This is a genomic window from Rhizobium sp. R635, from assembly GCF_002211285.1.
GTDB lineage: Bacteria > Pseudomonadota > Alphaproteobacteria > Rhizobiales > Rhizobiaceae > Rhizobium.
On sequence record NZ_LOKX01000034.1, the window covers coordinates 211,264 to 237,737 of the forward strand.

25 protein-coding genes are annotated in these 26,474 nt (G+C 61.6%); 11 read left to right on the plus strand and 14 right to left on the minus strand.

From position 1 onward, the window contains the following. Positions 1-156 precede the first annotated feature (156 nt). The gene (locus tag ATY78_RS24025) at positions 157-3,540 is read left to right on the plus strand and encodes an ATP-binding protein (protein ID WP_088684798.1); all 3,384 of its coding nucleotides are present in this window, start codon (positions 157-159) and stop codon (positions 3,538-3,540) included. Beyond that, positions 3,533-4,450 carry a response regulator transcription factor gene (locus tag ATY78_RS24030; RefSeq protein ID WP_088684799.1) on the plus strand — a complete coding sequence of 306 codons (918 nt, stop codon included), beginning with the start codon at positions 3,533-3,535 and terminating at the stop codon, positions 4,448-4,450. The genes ATY78_RS24025 and ATY78_RS24030 overlap by 8 nt, the downstream gene beginning before the upstream one ends. Positions 4,451-4,636: 186 nt before the next feature. Here ATY78_RS24030 and ATY78_RS24035 read toward each other — a convergent pair whose 3' ends face one another. The 6 genes from ATY78_RS24035 to ATY78_RS24060 form a co-directional block, all read right to left on the minus strand. Then, the gene (locus ATY78_RS24035) at positions 4,637-5,758 is read right to left on the minus strand and encodes a branched-chain amino acid ABC transporter substrate-binding protein (RefSeq protein ID WP_088684800.1); all 1,122 of its coding nucleotides are present in this window, start codon (positions 5,756-5,758) and stop codon (positions 4,637-4,639) included. 120 nt (positions 5,759-5,878) lie between these two features. After that, positions 5,879-6,232, minus strand: coding sequence for a DUF6867 family protein (locus ATY78_RS24040; protein ID WP_088684801.1), 354 nt, complete (start codon positions 6,230-6,232; stop codon positions 5,879-5,881). 19 nt (positions 6,233-6,251) lie between these two features. Beyond that, positions 6,252-6,995: an ABC transporter ATP-binding protein gene (locus ATY78_RS24045; RefSeq protein WP_190237513.1), complete on the minus strand. Its 744-nt coding sequence runs from the start codon at positions 6,993-6,995 to the stop codon at positions 6,252-6,254. After that, positions 6,995-7,870, minus strand: a complete 876-nt coding sequence (locus ATY78_RS24050) for an ABC transporter ATP-binding protein (protein ID WP_088684802.1) — start codon at positions 7,868-7,870, stop codon at positions 6,995-6,997. Before ATY78_RS24050 ends, ATY78_RS24045 begins: the two co-directional genes overlap by 1 nt. Next, complete coding sequence (gene livM / locus ATY78_RS24055) at positions 7,870-9,261, minus strand: high-affinity branched-chain amino acid ABC transporter permease LivM (protein WP_088684803.1); 1,392 nt, start codon at positions 9,259-9,261, stop codon at positions 7,870-7,872. Before livM ends, ATY78_RS24050 begins: the two co-directional genes overlap by 1 nt. A 4-nt stretch (positions 9,262-9,265) precedes the next feature. Beyond that, on the minus strand, positions 9,266-10,168 hold the full coding sequence (locus ATY78_RS24060; RefSeq protein ID WP_088684804.1) for a branched-chain amino acid ABC transporter permease LivH: 903 nt from the start codon (positions 10,166-10,168) through the stop codon (positions 9,266-9,268). A 550-nt stretch (positions 10,169-10,718) separates the two neighbouring features. Between ATY78_RS24060 and cysQ the strand changes: the two genes are divergently transcribed. Next, on the plus strand, positions 10,719-11,516 hold the full coding sequence (gene cysQ / locus ATY78_RS24070) for a 3'(2'),5'-bisphosphate nucleotidase CysQ (protein WP_088684806.1): 798 nt from the start codon (positions 10,719-10,721) through the stop codon (positions 11,514-11,516). 607 nt (positions 11,517-12,123) lie between these two features. After that, positions 12,124-12,849: a sugar transferase gene (locus ATY78_RS24075; RefSeq protein WP_088684807.1), complete on the plus strand. Its 726-nt coding sequence runs from the start codon at positions 12,124-12,126 to the stop codon at positions 12,847-12,849. Positions 12,850-12,953: 104 nt separating this feature from the next. Here ATY78_RS24075 and ATY78_RS24080 read toward each other — a convergent pair whose 3' ends face one another. Then, positions 12,954-13,697, minus strand: a complete 744-nt coding sequence (locus ATY78_RS24080) for a LuxR C-terminal-related transcriptional regulator (protein WP_088684808.1) — start codon at positions 13,695-13,697, stop codon at positions 12,954-12,956. Between the two features lie 399 nt (positions 13,698-14,096). Here ATY78_RS24080 and ATY78_RS24085 point away from each other — a divergent pair, with 399 nt between their 5' ends. Further along, on the plus strand, positions 14,097-14,372 hold the full coding sequence (locus ATY78_RS24085; RefSeq protein ID WP_007533628.1) for a DUF1153 domain-containing protein: 276 nt from the start codon (positions 14,097-14,099) through the stop codon (positions 14,370-14,372). A 20-nt stretch (positions 14,373-14,392) separates the two neighbouring features. On the opposite strand, the gene ATY78_RS24090 is transcribed toward ATY78_RS24085, so the two are convergent. Next, on the minus strand, positions 14,393-14,938 hold the full coding sequence (locus ATY78_RS24090) for a paraquat-inducible protein A (protein ID WP_190237514.1): 546 nt from the start codon (positions 14,936-14,938) through the stop codon (positions 14,393-14,395). A 56-nt stretch (positions 14,939-14,994) separates the two neighbouring features. Between ATY78_RS24090 and ATY78_RS24095 the strand changes: the two genes are divergently transcribed. Further along, entirely contained in the window at positions 14,995-15,273 is a 279-nt protein-coding gene (locus tag ATY78_RS24095) for a GNAT family N-acetyltransferase (protein WP_088684895.1), read from the plus strand. Between the two features lie 156 nt (positions 15,274-15,429). Here the strand turns inward: ATY78_RS24095 and ATY78_RS24100 are convergent, their stop codons facing one another. Continuing rightward, positions 15,430-15,780 (minus strand): flagellar export protein FliJ, encoded by a 351-nt coding sequence (locus ATY78_RS24100; RefSeq protein WP_088684810.1) that lies wholly within the window; start codon positions 15,778-15,780, stop codon positions 15,430-15,432. 438 nt (positions 15,781-16,218) lie between these two features. Between ATY78_RS24100 and ctrA the strand changes: the two genes are divergently transcribed. Continuing rightward, a complete protein-coding gene (gene ctrA, locus ATY78_RS24105) occupies positions 16,219-16,920 on the plus strand; it encodes a cell cycle two-component system response regulator CtrA (protein WP_007533606.1) in 702 nt (233 codons plus the stop codon). A gap of 217 nt (positions 16,921-17,137) precedes the next feature. Here ctrA and ATY78_RS24110 read toward each other — a convergent pair whose 3' ends face one another. Together ATY78_RS24110 and ATY78_RS24115 are read right to left on the minus strand one after the other, a co-directional pair. Next, on the minus strand, positions 17,138-17,500 hold the full coding sequence (locus ATY78_RS24110; protein WP_088684811.1) for a response regulator: 363 nt from the start codon (positions 17,498-17,500) through the stop codon (positions 17,138-17,140). A 120-nt stretch (positions 17,501-17,620) separates the two neighbouring features. After that, the gene (locus ATY78_RS24115) at positions 17,621-18,268 is read right to left on the minus strand and encodes a histidine phosphotransferase family protein (protein ID WP_088684812.1); all 648 of its coding nucleotides are present in this window, start codon (positions 18,266-18,268) and stop codon (positions 17,621-17,623) included. A 194-nt stretch (positions 18,269-18,462) separates the two neighbouring features. On the opposite strand from ATY78_RS24115, the gene ATY78_RS24120 reads away from it, so the two are divergent. Together ATY78_RS24120 and ATY78_RS24125 are read left to right on the plus strand one after the other, a co-directional pair. Further along, on the plus strand, positions 18,463-19,050 hold the full coding sequence (locus tag ATY78_RS24120; RefSeq protein ID WP_088684813.1) for an EipA family protein: 588 nt from the start codon (positions 18,463-18,465) through the stop codon (positions 19,048-19,050). 113 nt (positions 19,051-19,163) lie between these two features. Then, complete coding sequence (locus ATY78_RS24125) at positions 19,164-20,324, plus strand: hypothetical protein (RefSeq protein ID WP_088684814.1); 1,161 nt, start codon at positions 19,164-19,166, stop codon at positions 20,322-20,324. On the opposite strand, the gene ATY78_RS24130 is transcribed toward ATY78_RS24125, so the two are convergent. Together ATY78_RS24130 and ATY78_RS24135 are read right to left on the minus strand one after the other, a co-directional pair. Next, on the minus strand, positions 20,321-21,145 hold the full coding sequence (locus tag ATY78_RS24130; protein ID WP_088684815.1) for an RNA methyltransferase: 825 nt from the start codon (positions 21,143-21,145) through the stop codon (positions 20,321-20,323). The two genes, ATY78_RS24125 and ATY78_RS24130, sit on opposite strands and share 4 nt — an antisense overlap. Before the next feature lie 7 nt (positions 21,146-21,152). Next, positions 21,153-21,533 (minus strand): hypothetical protein, encoded by a 381-nt coding sequence (locus tag ATY78_RS24135; protein WP_088684816.1) that lies wholly within the window; start codon positions 21,531-21,533, stop codon positions 21,153-21,155. A gap of 41 nt (positions 21,534-21,574) precedes the next feature. Between ATY78_RS24135 and ATY78_RS24140 the strand changes: the two genes are divergently transcribed. Together ATY78_RS24140 and rpoH are read left to right on the plus strand one after the other, a co-directional pair. Further along, a complete protein-coding gene (locus ATY78_RS24140; RefSeq protein WP_088684817.1) occupies positions 21,575-22,600 on the plus strand; it encodes an RluA family pseudouridine synthase in 1,026 nt (341 codons plus the stop codon). Positions 22,601-22,789: 189 nt separating this feature from the next. Then, positions 22,790-23,698: an RNA polymerase sigma factor RpoH gene (gene rpoH / locus ATY78_RS24145; protein ID WP_088684818.1), complete on the plus strand. Its 909-nt coding sequence runs from the start codon at positions 22,790-22,792 to the stop codon at positions 23,696-23,698. A gap of 256 nt (positions 23,699-23,954) precedes the next feature. Here the strand turns inward: rpoH and ATY78_RS24150 are convergent, their stop codons facing one another. After that, entirely contained in the window at positions 23,955-26,459 is a 2,505-nt protein-coding gene (locus ATY78_RS24150; RefSeq protein WP_088684819.1) for a hypothetical protein, read from the minus strand. Positions 26,460-26,474 lie beyond the last annotated feature (15 nt).

Consider the following 26,474-nt stretch of genomic DNA (forward strand, 5'->3'; position numbering starts at 1 on the left):
CGAACGGCGGGAGGGTTAGAGCGCATATGTGACAGAGCCGTATCAAAAATATTACTGTTCTGCGAATCCGCCAGTGCCCGCCTCTTGCCTTTCCCGCTTATCCCGCCAAAACTGCCGTGCAGAAAATGAGCCCAACGAGAGTGCCGGAAAGAGGGCATGACAGCGCGCCAACGCATCATTCCGGTGAGACGCGAATATAATCGCTGGGTCGCCAACCAGACGCTTGAAGACTATGCGCTGCGCTTCACCGCGAAGAGCGCCCGGCATTTTTCCTCCGAGCGCATCTCGCAGACGGCGATCGGCGCGATCTCCTTCCTGGCTCTCGAAGCGATCGGCGCCGCGATCACCCTTTCCTACGGCACCACCAACGCCTTCTACGCGATCATCGTCGCCTCGATCGCCATGCTGGCGATCGGCCTGCCGATCAGCCGATACGCCATCCGCCATGGCGTCGACATCGATCTTCTGACGCGCGGCGCCGGCTTCGGCTATATCGGCTCGACCATCACCTCGCTGATCTATGCGAGCTTCACCTTCATGCTGTTTGCGATCGAGGCATCGATCATGTCCGGCGCATTGGAGCTCACCCTCGGCATTCCGCTCTGGATCGGCTACATCATCAGCGCCGTCATGGTGATCCCGCTGGTGACGCATGGCGTGCGGCTGATCAGCAAGTTCCAGCTGATGACCCAGCCCTTCTGGATCGTGCTGAACATCCTGCCCTTCATCTTCATCGCCTTCATGGACTGGGAAAAGTTCGACCTCTGGCGCGCCTTTGCCGGCGTCCATCATGCTTCGGGTCCGCCCGGCACCGTCGCGGGCTTCGATTTGCTCGAATTCGGCGCCGCCTCCGCCGTCATCCTGGCGCTGATGTCGCAGATCGGCGAACAGGCCGATTTCCTGCGCTTCCTGCCGCCGGTCCCGCAGCGCAAATGGCGCCATCGCCTGGCCGTTTTCCTCGCCGGGCCGGGCTGGGTCATCATCGGCGCACCGAAGCTGCTGGCCGGCTCGTTTCTCGTCGTGCTGACCTTCACCTCGGGCGTGCCTCTCGACCGTGCCGCCGACCCGGCGCAGATGTATCTGACCGCCTTCGGCTACATGGTTCCCTGGCACAATGCCGCGCTGCTGCTGATGGCCGCCTTCGTCGTCGTCTCGCAGCTCAAGATCAACGTGATGAACGCCTATGCCGGCTCGCTCGCCTGGTCGAACTTCTTCTCGCGGCTGACCCACAGCCATCCCGGCCGCGTCATCTGGCTGGTCTTCAACGTCGCGATCGCCCTGCTCCTGATGGAGCTCGGCATCTACCGGCTGCTGGAGGAGACGCTCGGCATCTTCTCGATCGTCGCCATGGCCTGGCTCTGCACCATCTCGGCCGATCTCTTCATCAACAAGCCGCTCGGGCTGGCGCCCCCCGGCATCGAATTCAAGCGCGCCCATCTCTACGACATCAACCCGGTCGGCCTCGGCGCCATGACGCTGTCGGCGACGGTGTCGCTGATCGCCCATTTCGGCGCCCTCGGCGAGACAGCCGCCTCGCTCGCTCCTTATATTACTCTCGTCATCGCGCTCATCGCCACGCCGGCGCTCGCCTGGGCGACGAAAGGGAAATTCTACCTCGCCCGCAAGCCGCGCCAGAGCTGGAAGAACCTGACGAACATCACCTGCTCCGTCTGCGAGCATCCCTTCGAGCCGGAGGATATGGCCTGGTGTCCGGCCTATGCCGCACCGATCTGCTCGCTTTGCTGCTCGCTCGACAGCCGCTGCCATGACATGTGCAAGCCGGCGGCCCGCTTCAACGCCCAGGTCGGCACCGTCGCCAGGACGCTGCTGCCGGAAAGCGTGGTCGGCAAGCTGACAACGCGCCTGGGCCGCTACGGCATCGCCGTCGCCCTGGCGCTGACCGCCATCGGCGCGATCCTGGCGATGATCGCCCATCAGGTCGCCTCCGCCTCTCCCGAGACGGCGGAGGTGGTCAATCGCACCATCCTCATCGTCTTCTTCGTCTTCTCGGTGATTTCAGGTGTGGTCTGCTGGTTCTATGTGCTCGCCCATGACAGCCGCGTCGTCGCCGAGGAAGAATCCTCGCGCCAGAACACGCTGCTGCTCAAGGAAATCGCCGCCCATAAGAAGACCGACACTGCCCTGCAGAACGCCAAGGAGACGGCCGAGGCCGCCAACCGCGCCAAGAGCCGCTATGTCGTCGGCCTCAGCCATGAACTGCGCACACCGCTGAATGCCGTGCTCGGCTACGCCCAGATCCTCGAACGCGACGAGACGATTCCGGCGCCGCGCCAATCCTCGATCAAGGTCATCCGCCGATCCGCCGAACATCTCTCCGGCCTGATCGACGGCCTGCTCGACATTTCCAAGATCGAGGCCGGCCGGCTGCAGGTCTATTCCAACGAGATCAACATCCAGGACTTCCTCGACCAGATCGTCGAGCTTTTCCGCCCGCAGGCGCAGGCCAAGGGGATTGCCTTCATCCATCAGCGCTCACCGGCCTTGCCGCAATTCGTCCGCACCGACGAGAAGCGCCTGCGTCAGATCCTCGTCAACCTGCTCTCCAACGCCATCAAATTCACCGACGAGGGCAGCGTCACCTTCGATGTCGGCTATCGCAGCCAGGTGGCGACCTTCACCGTCGCCGACACCGGCCGCGGCATCGCCGAGAAGGACCTGACGCGCATCTACGAGCCTTTCCAGCGCGGCGAGGCAGACAGCGTGCGGCCGATGCCGGGCCTCGGTCTCGGCCTCACCATCACCCGGCTTCTGACCAATACGCTCGGCGGTGAGATTGCGGTTTCGAGCACCAAGGACGAAGGCTCGACCTTCCGTGTGCGGCTGATGCTGTCCGCCGTCATGCGCGCCGCCGCCCCGCCGCAGGAAAAGCGCATCGTCGGTTACGACGGCCCACGCCGCACGATCGTCGTCGTCGACGACAACGAGGATCACCGCGAGATGATGCGGGAAATCCTGGCGCCGCTCGATTTCATCGTGCTGACGGCGGCAGGCGGCACCGAATGCCTGACGCTGATCGACGGCATCATGCCCGATCTTTTCCTCGTCGATATCCTGATGCCCGGCATGAGCGGCTGGCAGCTCGTCTCGCGCCTGCGGGAAGCCGGCCAGACGGCGCCGGTGCTGATGCTTTCCGCCAATATCGGCGATGCGACGGTTTTGAGTGACAGCGACGACAGCCATAATGACGCGATCGGCAAACCCGTCGACATCCGCCGGCTGCGCGACAAGCTCGCCTTGCATCTCGGCCTGAACTGGGTCTATGCCGATGACGCCCCCGCCCCTCCAGCAAAAACCGAGGCGCCGATGCTGAGCCCGGGTGCCGCCCATGTGCAGGAATTGCTGCGGCTCGGCGAGATCGGTTACATCAGGGGCATCGACGCCAAGCTTTCGGACCTTGCCAAGGTGGAGGCAAATCGGCCATTCACCGAGGCTCTTCGACCCTATGTCGCCGCCTTCGATCTGGCCGGCTTCATGACCTTCCTGCACGACTTCGACGAAAAGGTGGAATCCATTGGCTGAGCCGGCCCTCCCTCGCGACATCGTTCTGCTCGTCGACGACTCGCCGGAGGCGCTGGGTTTCCTGACCGATGCGCTCGAACAGTCCGGCTTCTCCGTGCTGATCGCCACGTCGGGCACGGCAGCACTTGGCATCGTCGAGCGGATCACGCCCGATCTCATTCTGCTCGACGCCGTCATGCCCGCCATGGACGGCTTCGAGACCTGCCGCAGGCTGAAGGCGAATGCCGCCGTCGCCCAAGTGCCGGTCATCTTCATGACCGGCCTGACGGAGACCGAGCATGTCGTGCATGCGTTGGAATCCGGCGGTGTCGATTACCTCAGCAAGCCGATCAACATCGACGAACTGCGCGCGCGCATCCGCGTTCACCTGCGCAATGCCCGCTCGACCCAGAGCGCCCGCGTCGCGCTCGACGCCGCCGGCCGCCACCTGCTTGCGGTCAAGGGCGACGGCGCTATCCACTGGTCGACGCCGCAGGCGACACGGCTGGTCAACGCCGCCATGGGCAGCGACGACGGCATGGAGATCGTCGTCCGCCATATCGCCGGCTGGATGCGCGACCGTATGGCAGCGGCGCGCGACGGCATCATCTCGATCACCCATGCCGGCCAGGCGGCGCTCCAACTCGCCTTCCTCGGCGCGATCGGCCCGGACGAATATCTCTTCCGCCTTACCGCCGCCAGCCAGCGCAGCGACGACGAGGTGCTGCGCCAGCGCTTCTCGCTCACCCAACGGGAATCCGAAGTGCTGCTCTGGATCGCCAAGGGCAAAGCCAACCGCGATATCGGCGAAATACTGGGACTGTCGGCGCGCACCGTGAACAAGCACCTCGAGCAGATCTACGTGAAGCTCGGCGTCGAAAACCGGGCGTCAGCCGCGGTGAAGGCGACGCATGTTCTGCATGAGATGTGAGGGATAGCGGAAGATCTTCCGTGGTTCGCGTCACCTCCGCCGCACGGCCGACATCAGGCAGCGGAATCCACTTGGCCATCCGTGTAAGCCGGCGCCGTCTCACCGCGCGGTGGTGAAGTGCCGCCAAAAAAGAAGCCCGGTCGAAACCGGGCTTCAATGATCATATTCCTGGAAAGGAAGTAAGGCTTACATGCCCTGCGGGACGTAGGTGTACTTGCCGTCCGCGCCCTTCTTCCATTCGTACATGATGTAACCAGGAATCTTCGGGTCGCCCTTTTCGTCGAACGAGATGTCGCCGAGAACGGTCGGGAACGGACCCTTTTCCTTCATGGCCGCAGCAACGGCTTCAGGATCGAGCGAACCGGCAGCCTTGGCGGCACCGGCGATCGCCTGCATCGCAGCGTAGGAATAGAGCGTGTAGGCTTCAGGATTGAAACCGGCGGCCTTGAACTTTTCGACGAGTTCCTTGTTGGCCGGGTTCAGCGTCGGATCGGGGCCGAAGGTGTTCAGCGTGCCGGCAACGGCGTCGCCGGCGATCGATGCCAGTTCGTTCGAAACGATGCCATCGCCCGAAACCAGCGTTGCCTTCAGGCCCTGGTCGGCAGCCTGACGGATGATGAGGCCGGCTTCGGTGTGCAGGCCGCCCCAATAGATGATCGAGACGCCGGCTTCCTTCATCTTGGCGATGAGGGCCGAGAAGTCCTTGTCGCCGACATTGATGCCTTCGTACATGGCTTCCGTGAGACCAGCGGCATTCATGGCCTTCTTGGTTTCGTCGGCAAGGCCCTGACCGTAGGGGGTCTTGTCATGAACGACGGCGATCTTCGCGTCCTTGAAGTGGTCGGCAAGATACTTGCCGGCAATGGCGCCCTGCTGGTCGTCACGGCCGCAGGTGCGGAACGTGTTCCAGAGGCCGCGCTCGGTGAACTTCGGGTTGGTAGCGGCCGGGGTGATTTCGAGAATGCCGTTTTCGGCATAAACTTCCGAAGCCGGGATGGAAACGCCCGAGTTGAAGTGACCGATGACGAACTTGACGCCGTCGGCAACGAATTTGTTAGCGACCGAAATACCCTGCTTCGGGTCGGAGACGTCGTCGCCGAGCTCGATCTTGATCTGCTCGCCGTTGATGCCGCCAGCAGCGTTGATGTCGGCGGCCGCCTGCTCGGCGCCCTTCTGAAGCTGAGCGCCGAAAGCGGCGTTCGGGCCGGTCAGCGGACCAGCGACAGCGATGAGGACGTCGGCCCAAGCGTTGCCGCTGAAGGCGACCATCGCCGTCAGAGCCACTGCCGACAGAAGAGACTTCTTCATATTGTTACTCCCAATTTTTGGGCGGGTTCCGGTCCAAGACCCGGCGCATTACCCACCATTGACTGCGCCAGGAAAGCTGTTCCACTCTGAAGGCAATTCATGCCTAGTTTCAACGGACTGTCAATGTTTGTCCTTCCACGAAAACGCGGAAGTTTTTTCGTACAGCCAGTAATAGTTGTTGACCATCTGATTGGTGCGGCGAAAGCGGAAGCCGGCGGTCGAGAAGACCAGCAGCGTCACGAAATCGATGGCATAATAGAGGGTGCTGAGCATCGGCCCATTGAACAGGGCGTGGTGCAGAAACTGCATCGCCCAGGCCAAGAGGAAGGTGTAGGCGACGACCAGCGGATAATTGTTCCAGCCGTCCGCAACCGCCTTGCCGGCCCGCCAGGCGGTCCAGAAGCCGATGAGCACGACGAGAGCACGAATGATCACTCGCACGCCGTCGTCACTTTCGAAGAAAAGTCCCTGCATATCAAACTCCTCCTTCGACCTAGTGTCTTCCGCCTTCGAGATAGGCGGCGCGGACTTCCGGATTGGCGAGCAGTTCCTTACCGGAGCCGCTCATCGTCACCTTGCCGTTCACCATCACATAAGCGCGATGCGAAAGCCTCAAGGCGGCGAATGCGTTCTGCTCGACGAGGAATACGGTGAGCCCTTCCTGTTCGTTGAGCTTTCGGATCGCCTCGAAAATGCCCTTGACGATCAGCGGCGCAAGGCCGAGCGAGGGTTCGTCGAGAAGCAGCAGCTTCGGGCGGGCCATCAGCGCGCGGCCGATCGACAGCATCTGCTGCTCGCCGCCCGAAAGCGTTCCGCCGCGCTGGGCGTGGCGTTCCTTGAGACGCGGGAAGAGCGTGAAGATCTTTTCGACGTCCTCGGCAAAATATTTGAGGTTGTCGAGGCCCGCGCCCATCTGGAGGTTTTCCATGACCGTCATGCGCGGGAAGATGCGGCGCCCTTCCGGCGACTGCGCGATGCGCAGACGGGCGATTTCGTGGGTCGGCAGCTTGGTGATGTCGCGGCCCTCGAAGACGACGGAGCCGGTGCGGGCCTGCGGGCTGCCGCAGATCGTCATCATCAGCGTCGACTTGCCGGCGCCGTTGGCGCCGATCAGGCTGACGATTTCGCCCTTGTTGACCTCGACATCGATGCCGGCCAGCGCGCGAATGTTGCCATAATAGGTTTCGACGCCATTCACCTGAAGGAGCGGTTGACCCGTCATTACTGCATCGCCCATCAGTTTGCGCCTCCTTCGAGCTGCTCGACGGTTGCGATCACCTCTTCCACTTCCTCATCCTCGACGCCGAGATAGGCCGCGATGACCTTCGGATCGTTTTTCACATGATCTGGCGTGCCATCCGAAATCTTCTGCCCGTATTCGAGGACGACGACGTGGTCGGAGATTTCCATGACCACCGACATGTCGTGCTCGATGAGCAGGATGGATGTTCCGGTTTCGGCGCGAATGCTTTGCAGAAGCTCATTGAGCTTGGCCGATTCCCGCGGGTTGAGACCCGCGGCCGGCTCGTCCAGGCATAGCAATTCCGGCCCGGTGCACATGGCGCGCGCAATTTCCAGACGCCGCTGGGCGCCGTAAGGCAGATCGCCTGCCGGATCGTCGGCACGGTCGATCAATTCGGCCTTTTCAAGCCAATGACGCGCGAGTTCGACTGCGCCTGCGGCCTCCCGCTTGTAAGGACCGATGCCGAGGAGGCCGAGGATGGTAAAGCCCGATGCCTGCATCAGCTTGTTGTGCTGGGCGACGAGCAGATTTTCGAGAACCGTCAGGCCGGAGAACAGCCGGATGTTCTGGAAGGTGCGCGCCACCTTCGCTTCCTTGGTGATACGAAAGTCCGGCAGACGCTCCAGCAGATACTGCTTGCCGCTCTTCTGGTTGAGCGTGATCATGCCCATCGTCGGCTTGTAGAAGCCGGTGATGCAGTTGAAGATGGTGGTTTTACCGGCGCCGTTCGGGCCGATCAGCGCGGTGATATCGCCGCGCTTGGCCTCGAAAGAGAAGTCGTTGATGGCCATCAGGCCGCCGAACTTCATCGACAGGTGCTCGACTTTGAGAAGCGTGTCGCTCGACATCGCGTTGGTAACGGGGCTCATCAACCGTGGCCCTCCTTGGTAAAGCTTCCGGATACCGCCTTACGCTCCTTGAGGAAGGCGGTCGGTTCACGCGAGCCGACAAAACCGCGCGGCTTGAACAGCATGACGACGACCATAGCGAGGCCGAAAAGCAGCATGCGGTAGAGTTCCGGCGTAAAGTCAGGCCCGAAGATCTCTTTCAGGAAATCCATTTCGCGTAGCGCCTCGGTGCCGCCGACCATGACGATCGCAGCGATCGCGATCCCGGTCAGCGAGCCCATGCCGCCAAGAACGACGATGGCGAGAATGACGGCCGATTCCAGGAAGACGAAGGATTCCGGCGAAACGAAGCCCTGGCGCGCTGCGAAGAACGAGCCGGCGAAGCCGCCGAACATAGCCCCCGTCGCGAAGGCGGTGAGCTTGGTCGTCACGGTGTTGATACCGAGCGAACGGCAGGCAATTTCATCTTCGCGCAACGCTTCCCAGGCACGGCCGATCGGCATCCGGCGCAGACGGATGGTGACGTAAGCCGTCAGCATGCAGAGCGCCAGAATGAGATAGAACAGGAAGATCTTGTAATAGGCAGAAGACATCGGCAGGTGGAAGAGCTTGGCAAAGCCACCGGCCGTCGCATCGAAGGGAATGCCGAAAAGCGTCGCCTTGGGAATGCTCGAGATCCCGAACGTTCCCTTGGTGACATCTGTCCAGTTGATGAGGACAAGACGGATGATTTCACCGAAGGCAAGCGTCACGATGGCGAGGTAATCGCCGCGCAGGCGCAGGACCGGGAAGCCGAGGATGACGCCCCAGAGCGCGGCGAAGATACCGGAAAGCGGCAGCAGCACCCAGAAGGACAGGCCGAAATAGCTCGACAGCAGTGCATAGGAATAAGCGCCGACGGCATAGAAGGCGACGTAACCGAGATCGAGCAGGCCGGCGAGGCCCACGACGATGTTCAGCCCCCAGGCAAGCATCACGTAAATCAGGATCTGGATCCCGAAATTGTCGACCCACTTCAGCGAACCCTGGGCACCGACGAGCGCCACGATCACGACAGGATAAAGCACCAGCGCGAGCAACGCGAACTTCAGGAAATGCTGATGGAAGAAGTTCTTCTCGGTCGAGAGGGGAAGATCGCCCTCTCGCGCCTTGCTGAGCTTGCGGCGGTCGATATTCGGCTTGATGAAGACGACCATCACGAACCGGCCGACCGCAGCGACGGCGACGAAGATCGCAAGCAGTCCCCAGCGCTGGACGATGATCAGCTCGTTATTGATGTTCTGGTCGGTCTTGAGGCCGACATAGAGAACGAACATGCCGAGCGACAGGAGAGCGGCAAAAAGCGCTTCCATAAGACCTTTGCGGACAAGCCCGGCGTCGAGCTCGCCTGCAGAATTCTCGATGTTTGCCATGACGTTATACCTTCTCGACTTCCGGCCGCCCGAGGATACCCGTCGGCTTGAAGATCAGCACGAAAGCGAGGATCGCGAAGGTCGCGACATCCTTGTACGCGATGGTGAAATAGGCCGACCACAGCGATTCGATGAGGCCGATCATCAGCCCGCCGAGAACGGCGCCCGGCAGCGAGCCGATGCCGCCGAGGACGGCTGCGGTAAAGGCCTTCACGCCCGGGGTGAAGCCGTCGGCGAACGAAGCGACGCCATAATACATCAGATACATCGTGCCGGCGACGGCAGCCAGTGCCGCACCCATCACGAAGGTGATCGAGATCGTCTGGTCGACATTGACGCCGAGCAGCGCCGCCATCTTGCGATCCTGTTCGGTGGCGCGCTGGGCGCGGCCGAGCGCGGTACGATTGACGATGTACCAGAAGGCCGCAAGCAGCACCGCGGTAATGACGATGATGATGATCTGCTTCAGCGACACCGAGATGTTGCCGAACTGGTAGACCGTGCTTACCATCGGCGGGATCGGCTTGTTGCGCGGACCCTGCGTCACCTGGATGAAGTTCGACAGCACGATCGACATGCCGATGGCCGTGATCAGCGGCGCCAGGCGGAACGAACCGCGCAGCGGACGATATGCGATACGCTCAATCGTCCAATTCCACAAACTCGTCATCAGCATCGCGACGACAAGCATCGCCAGCAGCAGAATTGCCACCGGGAGACCTGCGAAGATGGATGTGAGGACGAGGAAGACGATAAGAGCGGCGAAACCACCGAGCATGAAGATGTCGCCATGGGCGAAGTTGATCATGCCGATAATGCCATAAACCATCGTATAGCCGATAGCCACAAGGCCATAGATGGATCCAAGCGTCAGCCCATTGAAGAGCTGCTGGACGAAATACTCCATATGTCGTTTTCCCCTGGATGCGAGCGGAAAATGCTGCATCTCTTTTTGGTTCTTCAGTTGCCCGTTTCAGGCAACCTCATAAGCCGCATGCATACCGGTTTCGTTGAAAATGTGAAGACAAAAAGGATTTACTCCGCCAGATTCTTGCTGAAACAGGTCGACATGGCGCATTTTGGATCAAAATCCACAGAAAAACAGCAAAGTTGGGCGTATTTTTAGCCAGAAACGACCACCGGATTAACCGTTTCGAAAAGTCGCCGCTGATTCCACCGCCAGTCTACTGCGTAAGCTATTCCACTGAATTGGAAGATGGCGCAAATTCAGACCCTGCAGCCGCGACTTTTGCGAATGCCATTTCACGAGCAAATGCCGGCCATCTTCGTCTGACAAGACTGGGATCTTATGGTAGCATCGTGGGTGCGTGAGTGGGGATGCGGAGCGCGACGGGAAACACCATATAAACGACTGGCAAGTATATGGTGTGACAGGGATGGTTTGCGGACGAGCGACAGCGGGGTGCTCGGCCCGCGCGGCAAACGGCAAAAGGACAATGCTCAGGACATTCGAAAAGGCGGCGCTGGAAGCCGGTAAGGCCATCATCACGGTCTTGCGCGAGGGCTTTCCCGTTGCCATGAAGGCGGACGCAAGTCCGGTCACGGTCGCCGACGAGGAGGCCGAGCGCATCATCCTTACCCATCTTGCGAGAGATTATCCCGAAATACCGGTCGTCGCGGAAGAATCGGTCGCCGCCGGCAAAGTCCCCGATATCGGCGGCCGTGGCTTCTTTCTGGTCGACCCTCTCGACGGCACGCGCGAATTCGTCGAAGGACGGCAGGAATTCACCGTCAACATCGCCTATATCGAAAACGGCGCCCCGGTGGCCGGCATCGTCTATGCCCCGGCGCTCGGGCTGGCCTTCTCCGGGGAATGCGGCCGCGCCGAAAGACTTGTCGTCACCGAGGATTTCACGGTCGGCCTGCGCGCGGCGATCACCGTGCGCGAACAGCCGGACGACAGGCTGGCGCTCGCAAGCCTTCGCCACGACAGCCCGGAGACCGGCAGCTTCCTTGCGCACCACGCGATCTCCAAATGCACCAATATCGGCTCCTCGCTGAAATTCTGCCTGCTGGCGGAAGGCAAGGCCGACGTCTATCCCCGTTTCACCCGCACGATGGAATGGGACACCGCGGCCGGCGATGCCGTGCTGCGCGCCGCCGGCGGCTCGACGGTGACGCTCGACGGCGCACCGCTGACCTACGGCAAGACGGGACCGGCGGCCGATTTCGACTTCGCCAACCCGAACTTCATTTCCTGGGGCGGCAGGAAACGCGTGCTCGAACCGGCGTAATCACCCGGAGCAGACGCTGAATACCGACAACAGGCAAATGCCTCGCATCGCACGATGCTTCGTAGATGCGCTGCCGACCTCCGCGCGCTTCGAAGCCGCTGTTCGCCGGCTCGAAGCGCGGACAGCCGTAAAGTGTGATCTACAACGCCTGGATGAACCGGGTGATTCCCGGCGCGAAAGCGATTCGCTCCGTCTTCCGCCCCGAACGCTATCGATCCGCCTTGATTTTGTCATATTGTGACACAGGTTGATGGCGACCGGACATCTTCGCCAAAAAAATTTCGCTTAGGATTCGGTTAAAAATATCGGTTAACGTGTATCGGTCACGTGCCGAAACAGCACGTCGAACCACCCCCGGGAGCCCTCGCCAAGAGCCTAGAAACCTTGACGAAATTCCAATTCTTAACGGAATATCATGAGCTTGCCTCAACTTAACGCAGATGCGAAAGATTTGTTGCGATGCGATATTTCACTGGACACCATTACACAATTGTCGCATTTTTCCGTTTTAGTAGGGTTACCAACACCTGAGTGCAGCCCTGGTGACAGGGTTAACCATTGATCGCCTATTGCCGCCGCGCCCCTCGAAGACAACAGAGTACGATCCTTGAGCATCACGGAACTAAACAACACCATTTCGAATGAGTCCTTCCGGCCGAGCCGCCGCCAGCTGCCGAGCCTGAAGATCCAGACCCCTGTGATCCATAGCGATGCGCCGCAGGCGCCGTGGATGGATCTTGCCCTGAAGCGGGCGTTCGACATCGTTTCGTCGTTGAGCGCCCTCCTCGTCCTCGCGCCTTTCCTCCTGTTCGTCGCCTTGCTGATCAAGCTCGACAGCCCGGGACCGGTGCTCTTCAAGCAGACCCGCTGGGGTAAGAACTGCAAGGCCATCAAGGTCTACAAGTTCCGCTCCATGCGCACCGACCTCTGCGACGCCACGGGCGTTGCCCAGACGGTGAGGAACGATCCGCGCATCACCCGCATCGGCGCCATCCTGCGCCGCACGAATATCGATGAGCTGCCGCAGCTCCTGAACGTGCTGCTGGGCGACATGTCGGTCGTCGGCCCGCGCTGCCATGCCATCGGCATGCGCGCCAGCGACATGCTCTATGAAGAGCTCGTACCGGAATATCACCAGCGCCACGCCATGCGTCCCGGCATGACGGGTCTCGCCCAGATGCGCGGCCTGCGCGGCCCGACCGATCGTCCGGCCAAGGCCCGTGCCCGTATCGCCAGCGATCTCTATTACGTCGAGAATTTTTCGATCATGATGGATATGCGCATCATTGTCGGAACTGTCGTGTCGGAACTGACCCGCGGAAAAGGCTTCTAAACTTTCCGGAATGACCGGTCGTCTTATGCATTTCGCCCAAACCGCTGAGCGGTTTGGGCGAAATGCATTTTTAGATAAGAAATTTGCGAGCGCTCCCGCGCTCTTCACAGCAACCTGTAGCGAAATGCCCTAGCGACCGCCTGCATCCGGTTGACCGAATCGAGCTTGCGCATCGCGCTCTTCAAATAGCCCGCCACCGTATGCGGCGAGAGATCGAGAATGATCGCGATCTCATCGCTGCTCTTGCCCGCCGCCGACCAGCGCAGGCATTCGATTTCGCGCCGTGTGAGCGTCTCAGACGGCCCTTGCTCCGAGCCGCGGCTGCGCGAGATCTTGTCCAGAAGGTCCGTGCAGCCGTAAAGCAGCGCCATTGACTGCTCCCGTGTCGGCATGGGGGAGCAGCCTGAGAAGGCAAAAATGTATTGTTTCAGGTCAGCGTCGTGCAGCGTGAACGCGAAGGTATTCTTCAGCCCGTGCATCTGAAAGAGCGTGTCGAGACCGCGGTTTTCCTGATTGGCGGCGCTGCCCGCAAACGAGCCCTCCTCGCAGAAAACCGGCATGACGGTCCGTTTCATCGCCGTCACCAGCCTGCTGCAATAGAAGAGGTCGGCCGCTTCATACACGCCGGAAAGGCTTTGCGGCCAGTTGCTGATCAAGCGGTTTTCGATGAAAGCCGTGCGGTCGCCGCGCGGGAAAGCTGAGAGCAGATAGAAATCGAAACCGGCAAGCTTTGCCATTTCCCCGAGCCGCGCCTTGCCGTCGTTCACCGACATGCCGGCATTGGTCTGCAAGGGCGAAAACCCAGCATCACAAGCGCAATCGTCGATTGCACGCTTACTTTTCTTCATCTGCATATCCTTGCCGAGCGAGCCTCGGCTCGGCCTCGCTGCCGGCGACGGGAAGCTCGCACCGGGGAGAGCATCGGCACAAACGGCTTTTGGCCCGCCTCCCAAGAACGGGAAGCGTCAAAGGCACGAACTGGACTGATGCAGCGGGAGGAACGGGGACGAGGCCTGGCGCTCATTTTTATCTTGCGCGGCTTATAAAATTTTCCGGGAAGGGCGGGTAATATTTATTCCGCATGGCTCCCATGCAGCCGTCACAAATTGACGTAGCGGCAGGCGATCGTCCCAAATCGCCGCTGGGGCATCTAAAGTTGTTATCAAAGTCTTACGATGGGCTTAGGCAATTTTTAAATGTGGCAGGCTAGAGTGGCCTCCGTGGTCTTGCGTTGTGTAGAGAGTCCCATGACCGAAATGATACGTCCCCGAGTAAAATATGTCATCGGCCCCGATGGCAGCCCCCTGACGATCGCGGATCTTCCGCCGCCCAATACGAGGCGCTGGGTGATCCGCCGCAAGGCAGAGGTTGTCGCGGCTGTTCGCGGTGGCCTGTTGAGCTTGGAAGAGGCCTGCGAGCGTTATACGCTCACGGTCGAAGAATTCCTTTCCTGGCAGTCGTCGATCAACAGCCATGGCCTCGCCGGCCTGCGCACCACGCGCATCCAGCAATACCGCCACTGATCGCACGCCATCCTCGACATTTATTTCGGGCCGGACGCATCTCCCATCAGGGAATGAAGAAGGCCCGAAATCATTGACGAGGCCGCGTAGCACCAGAGGCCGGGCTGCGTGAAGGCATCCGCCAACCCCGTTGTCTTCGCCGCAGCAATGACAATCGCGACCAGCAGCACGTCCATCATTGACCACTTGGACAGATGCGGCACGACGCGACGATAAAACAGGCTCCCGGCCCCGCCGCCGGCAGCCGTCGCTTCCGCGGCAATCCCGATCATCTTCAGAAACGGCAGCACGATCGAAACCAGCGCGACGATCGCCGCCAGCAGCCCATCCCCGCCTTGCCAGAGCGAGACGACGATTTCGATGAGCGACGGGGTCTGATCGAAGAAATACAGCGTCTCGAAACGGACCAGCGGCAAGATGAGGCCGAGCGCCAGGAGGAAGGGCGCAGCCACGAGAAGAGCGGGGCGGATGATCGAAAGCGCGCTCATTGCTGCGACCCTCGCGCCGATCCGACATTTTTCATGAACACTGCGTCTCCCCCAGGAATTGTTCCACCGGCTTGGCATGGCCGCGCCGCCGTGTCACCGTCGGCGCCGACAATATCTGTGTACGAGGCAAGACGATGGACATTCGAAATGAGGAAGGCGCCTCCGGCGGCCGTTATGCCGCCGAGGTCGGGGGGCACCAGGCGGAGATGACCTATTCGCGCACCTCCCCGAAGCTGGTCATCATCGACCATACGGCGGTGCCCGATGCCCTGCGCGGCAAGGGCGTCGGCCAGGCATTGGCGCTTCATGCGGTGGAAGCTGCCCGCACCGGCGGCTGGAAGATCATTCCGCTCTGCCCTTTCTTCAAAGCGCAGGCGCAACGCCACCCGGAATGGCAGGATGTCGTGAACTGATTCGCGATGCCGGAAGCGGTCGCCGTGCGGAGCGGCGACATACAGGCGCAAAACACGGGAAACACCAAAAGCCATGTATGACGGACAACGCGCCCATCATACATGGCTTTTCAACGGCGATCCCCGAGGCGCCGAAGCCGGCGCCCGTCTTTTGTCTCAGGCCCTTGCCCGGGCGCTGCCGTCACGCTCTTCCAGCGCCGTCGCCCTTGCATATTCCGCCTGCATCTCCTCGAGCGCCAGTTCGAGTGCCTCTTCCTGCATCTTCAGTTCCTTGATCGAAACCTGCAGGTTGTCGGCCCGCTGACGCGCGGCTTTGGCGAAGGTCGGATAAGCGAAGTGATTCGGGTCTGATATACCGGACTTCTTTTCCTCGACGACGATCTGGCTCTCCAGATCCTTCGTCATCCGTTCGAATTCGGACATCATCATCTGCAATTGCTGCAATTGACGTCGTTTTTCGTTCACCTGAAACTCTTTCAGACGAACGAGACTTTCTCGCGACTTCATACGCATTACTCCCGTGATGCGAGACCCCGGCTCAACTTGAAACCGCCCTTGCGCGCCGCTTTGACACGGTTTGCTGAAAAATTTCCTGCGATATTAACAAAAACCTACCGCTGGTAACCTTTCGTTTACGGGCATCGTTAATGATAGAGCGGATGATTTAAGGGTCGGTAAATGCCACGGCATGAAGTTCGAACCTTTTCATTGGCGAGTCGGATGAATCACTTAGCGCTGTTTCCTAATGTTAAAGTTGAGGAAAGCCTTTTTGAGATTCCTATTGGAAAACAGAGAAATGGAAAAATTATTTAATAAATTCGATACTCCTTGCCAGAGTGAATTAGAATTTGTTAACCATTTCGTGGCAGCTTCCAAATCACGTAGCTTGTTCGGGTAGCGTGTAGGGGGCCAGACCACCTTTCGGCGGCGGTAAAGGGGATAATTATGCGGGTACTTCTCATCGAGGATGACAGCGCTACGGCGCAGAGCATCGAATTGATGCTCAAATCAGAGAGTTTTAATGTTTATACCACCGATCTCGGTGAAGAAGGCGTCGATCTGGGCAAGCTGTATGATTACGATATCATCCTTCTCGATCTGAACCTGCCCGACATGTCCGGATATGAAGTGCTCCGCACTCTCCGGCTGTCCAAGGTCAAGACACCGATCCTCATCCTGTCGGGCATGGCAGGCATCGAGGACAAGGTTCGCGGCCTCGGCTTCGGCGCCGACGACTACATGACCAAGCCGTTCCACAAGGACGAGCTCGTCGCCCGCATTCACGCTATCGTTCGCCGCTCCAAGGGTCACGCCCAGTCGGTCATCATGACCGGAGAACTCATCGTCAACCTCGACGCCAAGACCGTCGAAGTCGGCGGCCAGCGCGTCCACCTGACGGGCAAGGAATACCAGATGCTGGAGCTGCTTTCGCTCCGCAAGGGCACCACCCTCACCAAGGAAATGTTCCTGAACCACCTTTACGGCGGCATGGACGAACCGGAACTGAAGATCATCGACGTCTTCATCTGCAAGCTGCGCAAGAAGCTCGCCAACGCCGCCGGCGGCGCCAACTACATCGAGACGGTCTGGGGCCGTGGCTACGTTCTTCGCGAGCCCGATGGCACCGAATACGCCGAAACCGCCTGATTTTCCGATCCCCCTTATCGGATGACGAAGATCCCGCCCCTTCCGGCGGGATTTTTCGTTTTCATATGCGCAAATGATCACGCAGACGATTTCACGCCGGGCCGGGCTGATGTTATCTTGTGTCGATCGGGAAATTGAGCGTAGCGCCACGCGAACCGACTGCACCTTCGGCATCGGTTCCCAAAACAAACCAGGGTCGGCAGGAAAAAGCCTGGGCTCAGGCAGCGATCGCGCGGTTTCCGAAAACGGCGGTCAGGATCTTGCGATCGAACGGCTTCAGCAGGAAATCGGTGGCGCCGGCGCGTTTGCCCGCCATCAGCTTCTTCAGATCGGCCTCGATGACGCAGTAATAGATCTTGACCTCTTTGCCGCCGTCCATGGCGCGGATGGCCGCGATGAGTTCGAGCGCGCCTTCCATGCCGGAATCGACGAGCAGATATTCCGGCAGCTCCGTCTGGCAGTGCTGCAGTGCCTCGGCGGCAGTGGAGGCTTCGCTGACGAGAAAGTCGAGTTCGGAGAGAATGCGTTTGCCGACCTTGCGGACGATGTCCGAATTATCGGTGATCATGAACCTTTGCATGGCCGCTCCTTTCCCCCGCATTCGTCGCAGCGAGGGGCCTCTTACAACCTAAGAGAATAGGTCCATCAGGCTAAAGAATCGTTACCAGACGGGCGCCAAGCGCCCTTCGGCGCACCAAAATCAAACCGCGGCAACCACCGCCGTGAACACCAGTTCCTCCGGGCTTGCGCTGTGATCGAGCGTCATTCCGCACTCTTCGGCCAGAAGCACCGTGTAATAAGGCTGGATCGAATGAGCGTCGATCGCCTCTTCGATCGTGCCGGTCGAGATCTCGACGAATTTCGGCGGCAGGCGCATCAGCTTGCCTTTCGCCGTGAGCTTGAACTTGGCGTCGAATTCGGGATTTTCGAGCGTCACCTCGAGCACGCCGCCGCGCGGAATGGAGGAATAGGCGACGAGGAAGAGATTGAGCAGCAGCTTGACGCGGTTCTTGGCGACGATGGCGCGCGGCCCGTTCCAGATCACCTCGGTCTTCTTTTCGGCGATCGCAAAATCCTTGGCGGCCCGCTCGGCCTCGCCGGTATCGATCGAGGCGCCGACGGAGCCGGAGGCGCCGAAAGCAAGGCGTGCGAATTTCAGGCGGACGGAAGCGTTGAGTGCGCTGGTGCGGATCAGATCCATCGCATCGGAATCGGCGCCGCCCTCATCCAAGAGTTCCAGGCCGTTGTTGATCGCGCCGACGGGCGAGATGACGTCGTGGCAAACGCGGCTGCAGAGAAGCGCGGCCAGATCCGGGCCGGACAGGGTAAGATTGGGGTTCTTGGACATCATCGTCTCCTGAGGGGCGGCAAGTTCATCGCGCCCGGTAATATGCTTCTTCGAAATTGCGCGAAGTTTGCGATCGTATTCGGTGCCATAATGACACCATATTTGGTAAACCGATTGTTAAGATCATCGGGGCAAAATGCATCAATCGCCGCGAGCGCTTGCCGCTCACAGCCAAACGACGAACGGATGACACCATGCGCCCTCGATTCCCGCGCCGATTCATCGGCTTCTGCAGGCTGCTTTCGGCCCTCGTCTTCACCTCTCTGATCGTTGCCGGGCCGGCCGCCGCCCAGGACAACAGCAAGTATACGATGCAGGAAATCGTCGATGCCGGCCACTCCTTCTTCGGCTCCGCCAGCGGCGGTCTGGCCAAGGTGGTCGAGAGCGCTTTCCAGAAATACGGCCTGCCGAACGGCTATATTCTCGGACAGGAAGGCGGCGGCGCCTTCATCGCCGGCCTTACCTATGGCGAAGGCCAGCTGAACACCAAGAATGCCGGCGAACATCCGCTCTACTGGCAGGGGCCTTCTCTCGGCATCGATTACGGCGGCCAGGGTTCGCGCGTGATGATGCTGGTCTACGACCTGCCCTCCGTCAACGGCATCTACGCCCGGTTCGGCGGCGTCAGCGGCTCGGCCTATGTGATTGCCGGCTTCGGCATGACGCTGCTTAAAAACAACGACGTGCTCATCGTGCCGATCCGCACCGGCGTCGGCGCCCGCCTCGGCGTCAATGTCGGTTATCTCAAAATCACCAATGCGCCGACCTGGAACCCCTTCTGAGGCGGCAAAACCGCAGGAATCGGCCGCCGCTCGCATCGGCGGCCTTGCCATGCATGCCAGGCCTGCTTAATCATCGCGGCTGACCCTTATCAACCTTAATCGATGGCCGCGCCGTGATCGAATATGCTCTCTTGTTCGGATTGGGCTTCCTGACCGCGGCCTTCCTCGTCTTTCTGGTCTCGCCCGCCGTCCATCGCCGTATCGTCTGGTACACCGAGAACCGGCTGAAGGCGACGATGCCGTTGAGCCCTCAGGAGGTGCGCGCCCAGAAAGATATGGTACGCGCGCTCTATGCCGCCGAGAATGCCCGCACTGCCCAGGACCTTCTGCGTGAGCGCGAGAAATCGCTGTCGCTCCAGTTGCGCCACGACGCACTTGCCGTCGATGCCGGCAGGCTTGCCGCCGAGATCGGCGAATTGCAGGCCCAGATCGGCGAGATGCATGTCGAGGCGGCCGAGCAGCGCTCGCATCTGCGCAAGGACGAGAACTATATCAGCCAGCTGAAGACCAACCTGCATATCGCCGAGCAATCCGTCGCCAACAAGGAGAGCGAGCTGGCGACGATGCGCACGCGCCTGAGCAAGCTCAGCGAACAGGCAGACGGGCTGAGGATCGACCTTGCCGCACGCGAGACCGAGGCGGAAAGCTTGAAATTCCGCGCCAATGCGCTGCGCGACGAACGCGACACGCTACGCCAGGACGTCACCCTGCTGCAGAAGCGCGCGAGGGATGCCGAGCAGAAACTGACGCAGCAGCAGCATATGGTGATCCGCCTGGAGGACAAGACCGCACGCGAGAGCGCTTCCGCCGCGGAGAAGGAAACGCAGCTCGCCCGCCGCCAGCAGGAGATCGTCAAGTTGAAAGATCAGTTGAAGGCCGCCAATGCCGAGATCCGCAAGGTCAACCGGGTGCTGCGCGACGCCGGTCTTGCCAAGATGGCGGCGGAACTGCCGGCGGAATTGACGACCGAGGACGCAGGCGAAACCGCGCTCGACACCGCCGCCGTCACGGCTGAGATGGGCGAGGATGTCCGCATGCGCAGCGCCGCCCTTGCCGAGCGCCTGCAGAAGGCAAAGGCCGTGACCGGACGCGACGGCGCGATCCGCGAGGAAATCGCCTCGATCGCCGCCAACATGGTGGCGCTGACCGCGCTCAACGAAGGCCCCTCCTCACCGATCCGCTCGCTGCTGCAGGATGCCGGCAACAACAACCCGAACGACCGCGTCAGCCTGGCCGACAGGGCGGCCGCCGTCATCGCCAATCCGGTGCGTTAAAGCCGCTCCATGGCGGAAGCCATGGAGAATAGCGCGATCCCCGTCGCCGTCGCCGCGTTGAGGCTGTCGAGCTCGGCTGATTGCGGGATGCGCGCGCTCTGAAAGCGCGCAAGCAGCGCCTCCGGCAGGCCCTCCCCCTCCGTGCCGACGACGAGCGCCATGCGCGCCGAGGCCGGAATGCCGCGGATATCGGTCTTGCCATGCGGCGAAAGCGTCCAGATGGCAAACCCCCTTTCGGCAAGCGCCAGAAGCACATCCAATGCCTTGCCGCCGCGCCGGTGCGGAACGCTCAGCACCGAACCGACCGAGACGCGCAATGCCTTGCGATACAGCGGGTCGCAGGAGGTTTCGTCGAGGAGCACCGCATCCGCCTGGAAGGCGGCCGCATTGCGGAACATCGAGCCGGCATTGTCATGGTTGGAAATGCCGCAGCCTACCAGCACCAGCGCCCGTTCCGGCAGGGCGTCGAAAAGGGCCGCTTCGCCGCGGTCCTCCCGCCGGCCAAGCGCGAGAACGCCGCGATGCAGATGAAAGCCGACGACACCGTCGAGCACGCCAGCCTCGGCGACATAGACCGGCACATCGGCCGGAAACCGTTCCAGGATGGGCTGCACGCCATCGACGCGATTGCGCAGCAGCAGGATCTTCTCGGCCGAGAAGCCGCGGCCTGCCGCATGCGCCTCGGCGAGCATGCGCAGCACGACGGTGCCCTCGGCGATGAAGCGGTTCTCCCGCCCCGTCAGGTCGCGCTCTTTTATATCGCGAAATTCAGCGATGCGCGGATCGTCGGCGCTGTCGATGACGATCGGGTCGGCGGCCATGCCGGCCTCAATTCCCCGCGACGGTGACGTCGGCGACGGTGCGGCCGGTCCTGAGGTCGAAGACGAGCGCCTTCCTCTTGCCCTCGACCGTTTCTCCATAGAACAGGATCTGCCCTGCCGAAAACGAGGTGGACTGCACTTTGAAACCGAGCGGCAGGGACAGGATCGACGTAAGCGGCGCGTCCGAAGGCACGCCGGAGGCGGTGCTGGCCGTCTCCTTCGATTCGCTGCGCGTCGCCTTGTAGACAACCGCACCGAAGACCGCCATAAGGCTCACGAACATGATGGCGCCGGAAACGATCTGCAGGCGGACCATCTTGCGCCGGACATTTTCCATCGCCGGATCAAGGGGCTTCTCTTCCTGGTCGTCTGGCTCGATTGCTGTCATCTGTGCATCCCGTTCTAAAAATACGTCGGAGAAGAAGCGTCTTGAGCGACCCCTTTAAACAAGCCGCCGGCATTAGAAAAGTCCTGACAGCCGATGAAACCGCCGAAGGCCGGCTCGACGCCTGGCTGACGGCGCAGCTCGGCGAGGAATTTTCCCGCAGCCGGATCAAGGCGCTGATCAAGGGCGGCCTGGTTTCCATGCGGGGCCAACCCGTCACCGATCCGCAGCGCAAGGTGCGCGCCGGCGACAGTTTCGAGATCACCCTGCCCGAGCCGGAAGACCCGACGCCGCGGGGCGAGGACATTCCGCTCGATATCCTTCATGAAGATGACGACCTCATCGTCATATCGAAGCCCGCCGGCCTCGTCGTCCATCCCGGAGCGGGCAACTGGACGGGCACGCTGGTCAATGCGCTGATCCACCATTGCGGCAACACGCTTTCCGGGATCGGCGGCGTGCGCCGCCCCGGCATCGTCCACCGCCTCGACAAAGATACGACCGGCGTCATGGTCGTCGCCAAGAACGACATCGCCCACCGGCATCTCTCGCTTCAATTTGCCGATCACGGCCGCACCATGCCGCTGGAGCGGGCCTACCAGGCCGTCGTCTGGGGCCGCCCGCGCGCACTGTCGGGCACGATCGACGCACCGCTCGGCCGCGCCACCGGCGACCGCACCCGCCGCGCCGTCAAGCGCCCCGACAGCCAGGACGCCGATCATGCGATCACGCATTACCAGGTGATCGAGCGCTTCCAGGAGAACCCGGACGCGACCGCCCTCGCCTCATTGGTCGAGTGTCACCTCGAAACCGGCCGGACCCATCAGATCCGTGTGCACATGGCCCATATCGGCCACCCGCTGCTCGGCGATACGGTGTACGGGGCGGGCTTCAAGACCAAGGCCAATGGCCTGCCCGAAGAGATCCGCAAGGTCGTCAGGGGTTTCGACCGTCAGGCGCTGCATGCCTTCATGCTGCAGTTCGAACACCCCCGCACCGGCGACGTCATGCATTTCGAGGTGCCGCTGCCGGATGATATGGTCGAACTGGTCGCGGCGCTGCGCGGATAAAAGGACGTTTTCCCAACGGCGGACGAGCGCTCACAGCTGCGTGAGCGCCACCTTGAACCGCCGTTTTGCCATACTTATCTTTATATGGACTTAGTGCGGGCTTGGAGAAAGCCGCACGTCCCGGTTTGCCTTTCTTGACGCGAGGGCGCGTTTCATCGGGAACCGGAATTCACATTAGGAGGGTGCACTATGGCCCGAAATAACTTGCCGTCCATTACCGCTGGCGAAGCCGGTCTCAATCGTTACCTCGACGAAATCCGCAAATTTCCGATGCTCGAGCCGCAGCAGGAATATATGCTTGCGAAGCGCTACGCCGAGCATGGCGACCGCGATGCCGCCCACAAGCTCGTCACCAGCCATCTCCGCCTCGTCGCGAAGATCGCGATGGGTTATCGCGGCTACGGCCTGCCGATCGGCGAAGTCGTCTCCGAGGGCAATGTCGGCCTGATGCAGGCCGTCAAGAAGTTCGATGCCGAGCGTGGCTTCCGCCTCGCCACCTACGCCATGTGGTGGATCAAGGCCTCGATCCAGGAATATATCCTGCGGTCATGGTCGCTGGTGAAGATGGGCACGACTGCCAACCAGAAGCGCCTGTTCTTCAACCTGCGCCGGCTGAAAGGCCGCATTCAGGCGATCGACGACGGCGACCTGAAGCCCGAGCACGTCTCGGAAATCGCCACCAAGCTGAACGTCTCGGAGGAGGAGGTCATCTCGATGAACCGCCGCCTCTCCGGCGACGCCTCGCTGAACGCGCCGATCAAGGCGGCCGAAGGCGACAGCGGCCAGTGGCAGGATTGGCTTGTCGACGACCATGACAGCCAGGAAGACGTGCTGATCGAACAGGATGAGCTCGACACCCGCCGGCGTATGCTGGCGAAAGCGATGAGCGTGCTGAACGAACGTGAACGCCGCATCTTCGAGGCTCGCCGCCTCGCGGAAGATCCGGTAACGCTGGAAGATCTTTCGGCCGAATTCGACATCAGCCGCGAACGAGTCCGCCAGATCGAGGTCCGCGCCTTCGAAAAAGTCCAGGACGCCGTCCGCAAGGAAGCCCTGGAACGCGCCAAGGCCGTCCGTGTGGTGGAAGCTACCGCCTGATCGACTGAACTTGAGAATTGAAAACGCCACCTTCCGGATGCGGGAGGTGGCGTTTTTGTTTTGTGGCGGGCGATGCCGGCAGGAAGGACGGTGAAGGGCGTGCCGTGCAGCCCCCTCATCCGACCCTGCGGGCCACCGCCCGGGGTCGAGCCGCGGGGCTCGACCCGTCCTTCGGACCCCCGCTGGGGAGAAGAGGGAGCAAGCGGTTAAGTTCGCCTCGACAACAAATGTCTCAAGAAAAACGAGGCATCCGCCATCACTGGCTCGTCGAAACATCCCCTAACGCCGTCCACTCCTTGATCGCCGTATTGAAGGCCTCCGTTCCGGAGTCGCCCTTCTCCATCGTCAGCAGCGCGCGGCGGCCGTTGCGGTAGGTGATCGGGATATCGATCCAGCTGCGGGTCGACATGAGCTCGAGGTTGGCCTTGCGCGCGTCGGGATAATCGTTGAGCGCGATCATGTGGAAATCGTCGGTGATCTTCGCCGGCACCGCGATCAGGGCGTCGCCGCGATCCTGCTCCGTGCGCTTCATCGAAATGCGCTGGACGCTTTCGATGCTGCCGCCTTCAAAATTCGGCGGGACGGAGAAGACGATCTCGACGAGATGGCTTGCCGGCAGCGACGGATCGGAATTGCGCTTGAAGGTGACGAGAGCCGAGAGATTGCGCTCGGGAACGGTGACGTTGCCCTGCACAGTCGCCTCCTGGCGACCGTCCTGGCCGGCCTCGTGCTGCACGCTCCAGACGACCGATCCTTCGATTGCCGTCGGCGAACTCTGGCCGATGCGCTCCTCATAGAGGAACATCTTTTGCGAGGAACCGACGGGTGCCGTCTGCTGCGGCGATGCAGCCGGGCCGTTCGGCGTCAATGTTTCGGCGGGTGCAGCATCGCCTTGGGCGCTCGCCGGAGGCGTATCGGCTGCGGCGACGTTCTGTTCGGCGACCGACTTCCCTTCCGCCGTCGGCGTTCCCGGCACGCTTGCCGGCCCGCTGTCGACCTCGGTGCCGTCGGTCAGCAGCCGCTGGGTAAATTTGGAATTGGCCGCCGATCCGTCATTGTTCAGCGACGCCACCTGCTGGTTCTGCTGCGCCGGCGCCGCGGGAGTATTCTGAGCTTCAGGAGCGGGTGTCGGCTGAGCCGGCGCCGCTGCACCCTGCTGCGGGGGCGTCGAGGATTCCGGTGCCACCGTCGCTTCGTTCCGCGTTGCCTGCGACGGCGCGGAGCTGACGAGCCCGTCGACCATCGCGACCAGCGCTTCCCTGTTCATCCAGCCGGCATAGGCCCCGCCGCCGATCAAGATGAGCGCGAAGATGAGCGTGATCACCGTGCCGATGCCGAAGCGGCGGCGTTTCGGTTCCATGCGGAAGCTCTTGCCCTGCAGCTTGGAGGCGACGAGCTGATCGATATCCATTCCCGAATTGGCATCATCGTCGTCAGCAGCGACCGGGCCGCCGCGATCATAGCCGCGCAGCGCCTTCGCCTCGCGCCATTGCTCGTTCGGCGCGCCGGTGGCCGGCGCGGGCTTTCCGTCGTGCACTTCCGCGAAGATATCGACATCGTCGAAATGCGAGGCAACCGGCGTCTTCTTCTCGGTGCCCGCCTCGATCGGCGGCAGGTCGTCGAAGGCGGCCTTCTCCCAGGAGAAAGCTTCCTTGGCGGCCGGCATGACGGCGGCGGGCGCTATTTTTTCAAGGCTCGATATCACGTCTTCGAAGGCGCGCGCCGAAGCATCGGCTGTGACCGGCGCCGTTTCCGAATATTGCCGGAGCTCCTCTTCGGCCCATTCGGTCTCCGCATCCTTGGGCGCCGGAGCCGGCGTCTCGGCGGCAGGCTCGGTCCAGACGGGATCGAAATGTCCCGCAGCGTCCGCCTGCAGCGGCTCCTCGCGGCTATGCTCGACAAACTCCTGCGGACGATCGAAATCGGCGACAGGCTCCACCAGCCGGTGGGCCGCATGGTCGAGGCCGCCCGTCACCGGCTGGAAGGACTCGATCGGCTCGTAAGCCGCCTCGGCCCGAGGCTCGTCGCTTTCGACAGCGACCGGTTCGGCCGCGATCTCCTCGGCTTCCTCGGGATGCTGCTCGTCACGATGGTATTCGCCGGCCTCCTCGTAGGAATGCTCGACGAGCGGCTCCCGGCGGTCATCTTCGCCCGGCACGTCCTCGGCCACGGCATGATGCGCCTCGGCCGCATGCCATTCCTCGGCCGGCGCCTCCTCCTCATGCGAGGGATGCCAGTATGTTTCGGCGGCAGCAGGCTCCTCTGCCTCCAGAGCAACCTGCGTCTCGGCGGAAGCGGATGCCTCCTCGTAAAGGGGCTCGCCGGCCGGAGCTTCTTCCTCGGGCTCCTGCGGCGCTACGGCTTCCTCGTGATCCGGCTCCTCAACGGCCTCGGCGGCCTGCGGTTCCGCAGAGGCTTCGTAAACCGGTTCTCCGGCAGCGGCCTCCGGCGCGGGCGCCGCTTCGGCTTCGTCGTGAACCGCTTGTTCTTCCGCTTCTTCCGAAGGTTCCGGCTCGGCGACGGCGGCAACCGGCTCGTCGAGCGGCAGCGCCTCGGCGTGTTCGCCTTCCACTTCGCGGATAGCGGCCTCGAGCTTTTCGAGCTGGCGTTGCAGCATGGCTTCCGGCGGGCGCGGCTTCATGTTCTCGAGCTGCCGCTGCACTGCGCCGCGAGCACGTTCGTAGACCTTCACCCGCATCTCGGGGGTATTTTCAGACAGGCCGTCGACGGCCCGCCGAATAACTGCAATAAAATCCGCCATCAGTACTTTCTCAAG